This is a genomic window from Mesorhizobium sp. M4B.F.Ca.ET.089.01.1.1 (assembly GCF_004022605.1).
GTDB lineage: Bacteria > Pseudomonadota > Alphaproteobacteria > Rhizobiales > Rhizobiaceae > Mesorhizobium > Mesorhizobium abyssinicae.
The window spans coordinates 1-7,080 of record NZ_RZOS01000303.1 but is presented as its reverse complement, the minus strand read 5'-3'; the positions used below and the strand labels follow the sequence as shown (position 1 = coordinate 7,080).

Below are 7,080 nucleotides of genomic sequence, written 5' to 3'. Positions count from 1 at the left end.
GACCAGGGCGGCGTCAAAGGCCTGCGCCACCGCCTTGGCGGTGCGGGCAAGGTTCATTCCGACGGGCGGGCGGTCAAAGGGTGTCATGATCCGACAGTAGAACAAGCCATGGGGCGTTGGAACGCGCCATTATACATTGACATCAAATCATTCGATATCTAATTATTCGGTTGGCGGACGGGAAAGGAAGGAATGCGGTCATGCAATATGTCTACATCATCGTCATCGGCCTTCACGTCATGGCTGGCGTGTTCTGGGCCGGCACGACAATCACGCTCGCCCGCGATCCCGAGATCAAGGCTGAGCGCTTCATCCGGCCGCAACTCGGCGCATCGGGCATGGTGTTCCTGACCGGCGCGCTGCTTTGGTATTTCTTCCACCAGGGCAGCTTCGGCTCGATGGAGATCGTACTGGCAATCGGCATCGTGGCGGCCATCGCGGCCGCCGGCGTCCTCGGCGCCATGGTGCGCCGGCCGAGCAGCCAGCTGGCCGGTGCCGATGCATCCACCGAACCTATGCTGCGCGCAAAGATGGCCGTCGGTGAACGCATCGCCGCCTGGCTGCTGGTGCTCACCGTGCTGTGCATGGCAACCGCAAGGATGTTCTAGCCCGCAAAGAACCGCTCGGCGCCGGCGCAAAGCCGGTGTCGGGCGCGGCGCGCACCGGACCGGAGCGGCAGGTGGCTCTCCTTGCGAAGGTCCGGTGCGCGTGCCTCGCTAGAGCGGTTCATCGTTTCACGGAAACGCAGAACCGCTGTATCTCTTTGTTTTGGCGCAACTCCGGACGAAAACCGCTACGCACTTTTCCTGGAATTGCGCTGGCGGCAGCATGCCCCTCAAAGCACCTCCACCCGGGCTCCGCGCAGCTTGTCGCGGCGCAATTTGAGGTAGTTGCGCACATTCGGCGCAATGCGAAAACCTTCCAGCCTGCTATCCTCGAGCGCAGCCGCCCACCCCAGCGCCGCATAGCGGCTGCCATAGGCTTCGATAGTGGCAGCAAGGCTCTCGCGGCCGATGCGCCGGGCCAGAATGGCGCAGGCAGCCACCCGCGATTCAATCGACCGGCCATATTTGGGCGCGAATGCCAGCCCGCCATCCGCCATATCGTCGATATCATGCGCAAGGACGAGGAAAAGGATGTCCTCGTCGCCGGCCGGCACGCCTTGCGCCGCAAGGCGCTCGGGATCCCCGGTGTCGAACTTCATCGCGCCGACCCTGGCGACAAGACCTTCCACCCGCGGTCCGAGCTTCTGCTCCAGCCACTTGCGGTGGGTCTCGCTGCGCCGGCTGGATTTGCCGTCCGGATATTGGGCGCTGTCATAGGCGGCGTGGAACATCGCGGCGACGACAAGATCGAGATCCTTGTCGAAATGCGCGACCGATGACGCGGCGCCGACGGCATGGCAAATAAAGGGTCGCCCGGTCTTGCGGTAGCGGCCATTGAACATGGCGCAGGCCACGCCGTAGGCCCTCTGGACGCGCAGGATATCTTCCACCGGGTGCCCGGCGTCGTGCAACTGGATGTAAAGCGCCGTATTGGTCTGGCGCGGAACGAACAGGTCTTGTGCGGTCAAGTAAGCCCCCGGCTGTGCGGACCCTTCAGCACAGCCTGTGCCAGCCCCGGATCGGCGACAGAAAATTGCAAATATGACAGGCCAAGTCCAGTCCGGCCATCAGCCACCGCGGCCTAGATTCTCATGCCGAATCGGATGCCGTCGTAGATGGCGGCATGGATGTTGCGCGAGGCGACCGCGTCGCCAATCCGGAACACGACGAAGCCGCCCTCCGGATTGCGCTTGGGGAAAATATCGCCGCCGCTCACCAGCCGCTCGTAGTCGACCGCGCCGCCATTGTTCGACAGCGGTTTCAGCGAAAGATAGAGGTCGTCTAGCGGCGCGGTGCCATGCTCGACCACCACCTGGTCGACCCGCCGCTCGACGCGCCAGCCGTCGGCGAAGTCCGAGGCGAGCTCGGCGACGAGCTGGTTGCCCTCGCGCCGCACCGAACGCAGCCTGGTGTTGATGGTGATGGTGACGCCCTTCTCCTGGAAAGCGCGCATATAAGGCACATGGTTCAGGCCGCCCATCTCCGGCGCGAAGAAGCGCTCCGGCGAGACCAGCTCCAGCCTCGAGCCGCCATTGGCGATGAGCTCGGCAGCGCCCATGCCCTGATGGCCGCCATTGTCGTCATAGAGCAGCACGCTTTCGGCCGGTTTGACGGCACCCGCCATGATGTCCCAGCTCGAGGTGACGAGGTTAGCGCCGGCCGTCAGCGGCGGATTCTGCGGCAGGCCGCCGGTGGCGACGATCACCACATCCGGCGACAGTGCCAGCACATCATCCTTCTCGGCCCAGGTGTCGTAGCGAATCTCGACGCCGAGACGGTCCAGCTCCGCCAGCCGCCAGTCGATGATGCCGATCAGTTCCTTGCGGCGCGGGTTCTGCGTCGCCAGCCGCACCTGGCCGCCGGCCTGGCTGGAGGCTTCGAGCACCGTCACCTGATGGCCGCGCTCTGCCGCGACGCGCGCCGCCTCCAGGCCGCCGGCGCCGGCGCCGACCACGACCACCTTGCGCCTGGGCCCGCCGCTCTTCTTGATGATGTGCGGTATCTCGGCCTCGCGGCCGGTCGCGGCGTTGTGGATACACAGCGCCTCGCCGCCCTCGTAGATGCGGTCGAGGCAATAGGTGGCGCCGACGCAAGGCCGGATCTCATGCTCTCGGCCCTCCATCACTTTGCGCATGATGTGCGGATCGGCGATATGGGCGCGGGTCATGCCGACCATGTCGAGTTTTCCCGTCGCAATCGCGTGGCGCGCGGTCGCTACGTCGGAAATGCGTGCCGCATGGAAGGTCGGGAACTTCGTCGCCGCCCTCACCTCGCCGGCGAAATCGAGATGCGGCGAGGAGCGCATTCCGGTCACCGGGATGACCTTGGTCAGTGCTGCATCGGTCTCGATCGAGCCGCGGATGATGTTGAGGAAATCGACCTTGCCCGAGGAGGCGAGCCGCCTGGCGATCTCGACGCCCTCCTCCTTCGACAGGCCCTTCTCAAAATCCTCGTCGGCGACCATGCGGATGCCAACGATGAACTTTTCGCCGACCGCGGCGCGCACGGCGTCGAGCACCAGGTTGGTGAAGCGCAGGCGGTTGTCGAGCGAGCCGCCATATTCGTCGTCACGATGGTTGGTGGCCGGCGACCAGAAGCCGTCCATCAGGTGGCCGTAGGATTCGAACTCGATGCCGTCGAGGCCGGCCGCCTGGCAGCGCTGCGCGGCGGACGCATAGTCGGCGACGATGCGCTCGATATCCCAGTCCTCGATGGTCTTCGGAAAGGCGCGATGCGCCGGCTCGCGCACCGGCGAAGCCGACAGCACCGGCAGCCAGTCGGCCTTGTTCCAGCCGGTGCGGCGGCCGAGATGGGTGATCTGGATCATCACCTTGCAGTCGTGCTCGTGGCAGGCATCCGCGAGTTCGGCGAGCCACGACACGATGCGGTCGTCATAGACATGCAGATTGCCGAAGGCGGCCGGGCTGTCGCGCGAGACGATGGCCGACCCAGCGGTCATGGTCAGCGCCATGCCGCCCTTGGCCTTCTCGGCATGATAGAGCCGGTAGCGCTCTTTCGGCATTCCGTCCTCGGAATAAGCCGGCTCGTGGCTCGTCGACATCACCCGGTTCTTCAGCGTCAGGTGCTTGAGCTGGTAGGGCTGGAGAAGCGGGTCGTTGCTGGTCATCGTCTTCCTGCTGGTTCAAGATTGTGGTTGAGCAGCGCGCGCCGCCCAGCGTCCATTTCTCGCATCGGATCGGTCCGAAAACCGCTGCGCGCCTTTCGGTCCGGTGCTAATGAGCGGCAAAACTCAAGGAACTCGGACCCATGATCGACACCAAAAACCTCACCCAGCTCGGGGCGCACGTCGAGACGCCACAGAGCCCCGAACAGGCGGTCCTGGAGACCGTGCCGTTTACGCGCGGCGACGGGCCGCCGGCGATCGTGCGCTTCACCTGCCCGGAATTCACCTCGCTCTGCCCGGTCACCGGCCAGCCGGATTTCGCCCATATCGTCATCGACTATGCGCCCGATGCTCTGCTGGTGGAATCGAAGTCGCTGAAGCTGTTCATGACCTCGTTCCGCAACCACGGCGCCTTCCATGAAGACTGCACCGTGATGATCGGCCGCCGCATCATTGAAGCGACCAAGCCGCTCTGGCTGCGCATCGGCGGCTACTGGTTCCCGCGCGGCGGCATCCCGATCGACGTGTTCTGGCAGACCGGCGCGCCGCCCGAAGGCGCCTGGCTGCCCGACACCGGCGTGGCACCCTATCGCGGGCGCGGCTGAGCGGGATGGCGTGATCGCGCTCATTCGCACTGGTACTGGCTGAGCGCCCATTCGCCGGTGACCGACAGAAGGTCGGAGATCTTCCAGTCACCGCCGACCTTCTTCAGCTTCCATTCCAGCCGGTGCGCGTTGTTTGCGACGACGAAGGCGACGACCACCTTGGCCTCGTCGCCCCTGACCGCCTCGATGGTCTTCAGGCTGCCGTCGATCGCCGCCTTGTCGTAGTCGGCATTGTCGAGCGCCATATTGGGATCGAGGCATTCGCCCTGCCCGGAGTTGCGCAGCGCATCGCTTTTGTCGAGCACGGCTTTCGCTGGGTCGATGAAGTTCTTGCGCTCAGCCGGATCAAGCTCAAGCCCGAGATGCTCGTAGAACGGCTTCACCAGCGCCGTCGGCGAGCCCGGCAGGACCGGTGCTGCCGGCGCACTTTCCGCTTGCGGCGATGCGGCCGGCGGGGTTGCCGTGTCGTCGGAAGGCGCGTTGTCGGCCGGGGCATTTGCCGGTGGCGCGCCGAACAGGCCCTGGGCGCAGGCGCCGCTCACACCCGCCGCCAGCATCGAGATGGTCGCAAATGCCAGGACAATGCCACGCACCATGGCATTACTCCGGCGCCTTGTCGGGCATGCATTCCAGCGCGCTCAGCGTCCAGCCGCTGGTCTTGGAGGCGATGTCGGCAATCTTCCACTTGCCGTCGACCTTCTTTAGTGACCAGACCATTTCGCGTTTGGAATCATCGCCTTCCGGGAACAGGCTGAAAGTCGCCGTGACCTCGGCGCTATCGCCGTTGACGGCTTCGGCAAGCTTCAGCGTTTTCGCCAGGGTTTTCTGATCGAAGTCCTGCGCGTCGAGGCCCGGATCGAAGTCGAGGCAGGCGACCTCGTCCGGATTGTTCTTGGCGGCCTGATCGTTGAGGGCAAACAGCTTGGTCACCGGCTCGGTGAAACGGTCGCGATATTGCTCGTCGCCCTCGAACCTGACCTGCGGAACATAGAAGAACTTCACGGCGTTGGAGGCCGGGCCCGCCAGAGCGGCGGCGGGCATGGCAACGGAAAGGACGGCGGCCAGCACTATCGGTCTCATCGAGGATCTCCGGGCATCGGCAAAAATGGCAAGACGCCCCTTGCATATCGGCTTTTTTGCGGCTCATGAAGTCCCGGATCGCCGGCCTCGGGCGGCCCGCCGGATGTCGCGGAGGGTCGCAATCGCCGACGATGCTGGCCATATGCAATCGCCGCGACCGTCACTGTATTCTCAGCCTCCGAACGTCGCGACAGGCGCTTTGAGTTGGGAGCGCTCAGGCTTGACGCCGAGCCCTGGCATCTGGGGGACGCGTATATGCCCGTTTTCGATAATGATCGGGTTTGCGGGGTCCATGTGCCCTTCGATGTATTCCTGCGCGATCCAGGCCCCCTCAAAACGTCTCGGCTCGACGGTAGCGGCGAGGTGCACGCATGCCGCGGCGATGATATCCCCACCCCAGGCATCGTCGCAGCTGTGCGGCAGCGATCGTATCGCGCACAGGTCGCGGACGGTGACCATCTTGGTGAGGCCGCCAAGGCGGGTGACCTTCAGTCCGAATCCGTCCGCGATGCCTGAAGAAATTGCCTGCAGGACGGCATTCAAATCCTCGGTATTCTCGTCGAGGTAGACCGGATGGGTCACGCGTCCCTTGAGGCTCGCGACTTCCTCCATGGTGTTGCAGGGCTGTTCGAAGACGAACGGGATTGCCTGGCAGAGCCGGTCGATGTGCAGCGCCGCCGCGGTGGTGAGGCCACGATTGGCGTCGACCGCGATGCGGGCCTTGAAGCCCACCGCCTCCCATACCTTGTGCACGGTGGCGACGTCCTGTTCGATATCCCCTCCGCCTATCTTGATCTGAAGCCGTTTGTATCCGGCCTTGACCTTGTCCGCGGCAATACGCGCCGTCTCGTCGGGCGCACCGACGATAGTCGAGTAGTAGGAAGGCACACGATCGGTGAGCGCGCCGCCCAGGAGTGTTGAAACCGGCACGCCCAGCCGCTGGCCGGTGAGGTCGAGGAAGGCTATGTCCAAGGCCGCCTTGGCATAGTTGTGGCCGTTCAGCCGCTCGTCCATTCTTTTCGCGAGGCGGCGCATGGACGCGGTGTCCTCGCCGATGAGCCCGGGCGCCATTTCGGCAATTGCCGCTCGCGCACCCAGCGCGTGTTGGGGCTGGTAGACAGGGCCGACCGGGCACGTCTCACCCCAGCCTGACAGTCCATCCTCGGTGGTGACTTCAACGAGCGTGCTGTCCAGATTCTCCACGGTATCGCTGGCCATCCGGTAGGCGCCGCCTTTGACCGGCAAAAGCATCTGATAGACCTTGATCGACGCGATACGCATACGGAGATCTGCCCCCTTCGAGCCAAGCGATTTTGGCCACCCAGCCGACCTCACGCCTGACGTTCACAAACCCGGATCGCATCGCTGTGCTCAAGTCCGCACATTGTGCTTGCGCTTCATGAAGTCCTTGGCGGTCTCGACCGCCACCGCCGCGTCGCGGCAATAGGCGTCGGCGCCGACGGCCTTGCCGAACTCCTCGTTGAGCGGCGCGCCGCCGACCAGCACGACATAGTCGTCGCGGATGCCCTTTTCCTTCATCGTGTCGATGACGACCTTCATGTAGGGCATGGTGGTGGTCAGCAGCGCCGACATGCCGATGATGTCGGGCTGGTGCTGCTCGATGGCCTCCAGATACTTCTCGACCGCATTGTTGATGCCAAGGTCG

Annotated in this window: 8 protein-coding genes and 1 pseudogene; 2 read left to right on the top strand and 7 right to left on the bottom strand. The window is 64.4% G+C overall.

Annotated elements, in window-relative coordinates:
- A pseudogene (locus EN780_RS41585) lies at nucleotides 1-87 on the bottom strand (MarR family transcriptional regulator); the annotation flags it as partial.
- Nucleotides 88-200: 113 nt separating this feature from the next.
- Between EN780_RS41585 and EN780_RS23540 the strand changes: the two are divergent.
- Entirely contained in the window at nucleotides 201-608 is a 408-nt protein-coding gene (locus EN780_RS23540; protein ID WP_128275468.1) for a hypothetical protein, read from the top strand.
- 227 nt (nucleotides 609-835) lie between these two features.
- On the opposite strand, the gene EN780_RS23535 is transcribed toward EN780_RS23540, so the two are convergent.
- Nucleotides 836-1,573, bottom strand: coding sequence for a DUF6817 domain-containing protein (locus EN780_RS23535; RefSeq protein WP_128275467.1), 738 nt, complete (start codon nucleotides 1,571-1,573; stop codon nucleotides 836-838).
- 113 nt (nucleotides 1,574-1,686) lie between these two features.
- Nucleotides 1,687-3,732: an NADH:flavin oxidoreductase gene (locus tag EN780_RS23530; protein ID WP_128275466.1), complete on the bottom strand. Its 2,046-nt coding sequence runs from the start codon at nucleotides 3,730-3,732 to the stop codon at nucleotides 1,687-1,689.
- Nucleotides 3,733-3,872: 140 nt separating this feature from the next.
- Here EN780_RS23530 and queF point away from each other — a divergent pair, with 140 nt between their 5' ends.
- Nucleotides 3,873-4,334, top strand: coding sequence for a preQ(1) synthase (gene queF, locus EN780_RS23525; RefSeq protein WP_127392539.1), 462 nt, complete (start codon nucleotides 3,873-3,875; stop codon nucleotides 4,332-4,334).
- A 20-nt stretch (nucleotides 4,335-4,354) separates the two neighbouring features.
- On the opposite strand, the gene EN780_RS23520 is transcribed toward queF, so the two are convergent.
- The 4 genes from EN780_RS23520 to EN780_RS23505 form a co-directional block, all read right to left on the bottom strand.
- A complete protein-coding gene (locus EN780_RS23520) occupies nucleotides 4,355-4,930 on the bottom strand; it encodes a hypothetical protein (protein WP_128275465.1) in 576 nt (191 codons plus the stop codon).
- A gap of 4 nt (nucleotides 4,931-4,934) precedes the next feature.
- Nucleotides 4,935-5,414, bottom strand: a complete 480-nt coding sequence (locus tag EN780_RS23515; RefSeq protein WP_127392541.1) for a DUF3828 domain-containing protein — start codon at nucleotides 5,412-5,414, stop codon at nucleotides 4,935-4,937.
- Nucleotides 5,415-5,585: 171 nt separating this feature from the next.
- Nucleotides 5,586-6,695, bottom strand: coding sequence for a mandelate racemase/muconate lactonizing enzyme family protein (locus EN780_RS23510; protein WP_127392542.1), 1,110 nt, complete (start codon nucleotides 6,693-6,695; stop codon nucleotides 5,586-5,588).
- A gap of 90 nt (nucleotides 6,696-6,785) precedes the next feature.
- Nucleotides 6,786-7,080 (bottom strand): cobalamin-dependent protein (locus EN780_RS23505; RefSeq protein ID WP_189556678.1); only part of this gene is annotated, 295 nt, incomplete at its 5' end.

Coding starts and splice junctions, on each gene's coding strand:
- queF (WP_127392539.1), top strand. CDS start 3,873: ATGATCGACACCAAAAACCTCACCCAGCTCGGGGCGCACGTCGAGACG.
- EN780_RS23515 (WP_127392541.1), bottom strand. CDS start 5,414: ATGAGACCGATAGTGCTGGCCGCCGTCCTTTCCGTTGCCATGCCCGCC.
- EN780_RS23530 (WP_128275466.1), bottom strand. CDS start 3,732: ATGACCAGCAACGACCCGCTTCTCCAGCCCTACCAGCTCAAGCACCTG.
- EN780_RS23540 (WP_128275468.1), top strand. CDS start 201: ATGCAATATGTCTACATCATCGTCATCGGCCTTCACGTCATGGCTGGC.
- EN780_RS23520 (WP_128275465.1), bottom strand. CDS start 4,930: ATGGTGCGTGGCATTGTCCTGGCATTTGCGACCATCTCGATGCTGGCG.
- EN780_RS23510 (WP_127392542.1), bottom strand. CDS start 6,695: ATGCGTATCGCGTCGATCAAGGTCTATCAGATGCTTTTGCCGGTCAAA.